This is a genomic window from Serratia sp. Ae19-1 (genome assembly GCF_059801225.1).
Genome location: NZ_JBCHWD010000026.1, coordinates 1 through 865, shown reverse-complemented (window position 1 = coordinate 865; position 865 = coordinate 1). Strand labels below are relative to the sequence as shown.

1 protein-coding gene is annotated in these 865 nt (G+C 54.5%); it reads right to left on the bottom strand.

What is annotated here, in order from left to right:
• Window positions 1-91 precede the first annotated feature (91 nt).
• Window positions 92-556, bottom strand: a complete 465-nt coding sequence (gene aac(3)-Ia / locus AAIE04_RS25035) for an aminoglycoside N-acetyltransferase AAC(3)-Ia (protein ID WP_022542381.1) — start codon at window positions 554-556, stop codon at window positions 92-94.
• Window positions 557-865: the final 309 nt, after the last annotated feature.

The window sequence follows — 865 nt, the reverse complement described above, 5'->3', positions numbered from 1 at the left end:
CCCGGGTACCGAGCTCGAATTGGCCGCGGCGTTGTGACAATTTACCGAACAACTCCGCGGCCGGGAAGCCGATCTCGGCTTGAACGAATTGTTAGGTGGCGGTACTTGGGTCGATATCAAAGTGCATCACTTCTTCCCGTATGCCCAACTTTGTATAGAGAGCCACTGCGGGATCGTCACCGTAATCTGCTTGCACGTAGATCACATAAGCACCAAGCGCGTTGGCCTCATGCTTGAGGAGATTGATGAGCGCGGTGGCAATGCCCTGCCTCCGGTGCTCGCCGGAGACTGCGAGATCATAGATATAGATCTCACTACGCGGCTGCTCAAACTTGGGCAGAACGTAAGCCGCGAGAGCGCCAACAACCGCTTCTTGGTCGAAGGCAGCAAGCGCGATGAATGTCTTACTACGGAGCAAGTTCCCGAGGTAATCGGAGTCCGGCTGATGTTGGGAGTAGGTGGCTACGTCTCCGAACTCACGACCGAAAAGATCAAGAGCAGCCCGCATGGATTTGACTTGGTCAGGGCCGAGCCTACATGTGCGAATGATGCCCATACTTGAGCCACCTAACTTTGTTTTAGGGCGACTGCCCTGCTGCGTAACATCGTTGCTGCTGCGTAACATCGTTGCTGCTCCATAACATCAAACATCGACCCACGGCGTAACGCGCTTGCTGCTTGGATGCCCGAGGCATAGACTGTACAAAAAAACAGTCATAACAAGCCATGAAAACCGCCACTGCGCCGTTACCACCGCTGCGTTCGGTCAAGGTTCTGGACCAGTTGCGTGAGCGCATACGCTACTTGCATTACAGTTTACGAACCGAACAGGCTTATGTCAATTCGAGCTCGGTACCCGGGGATC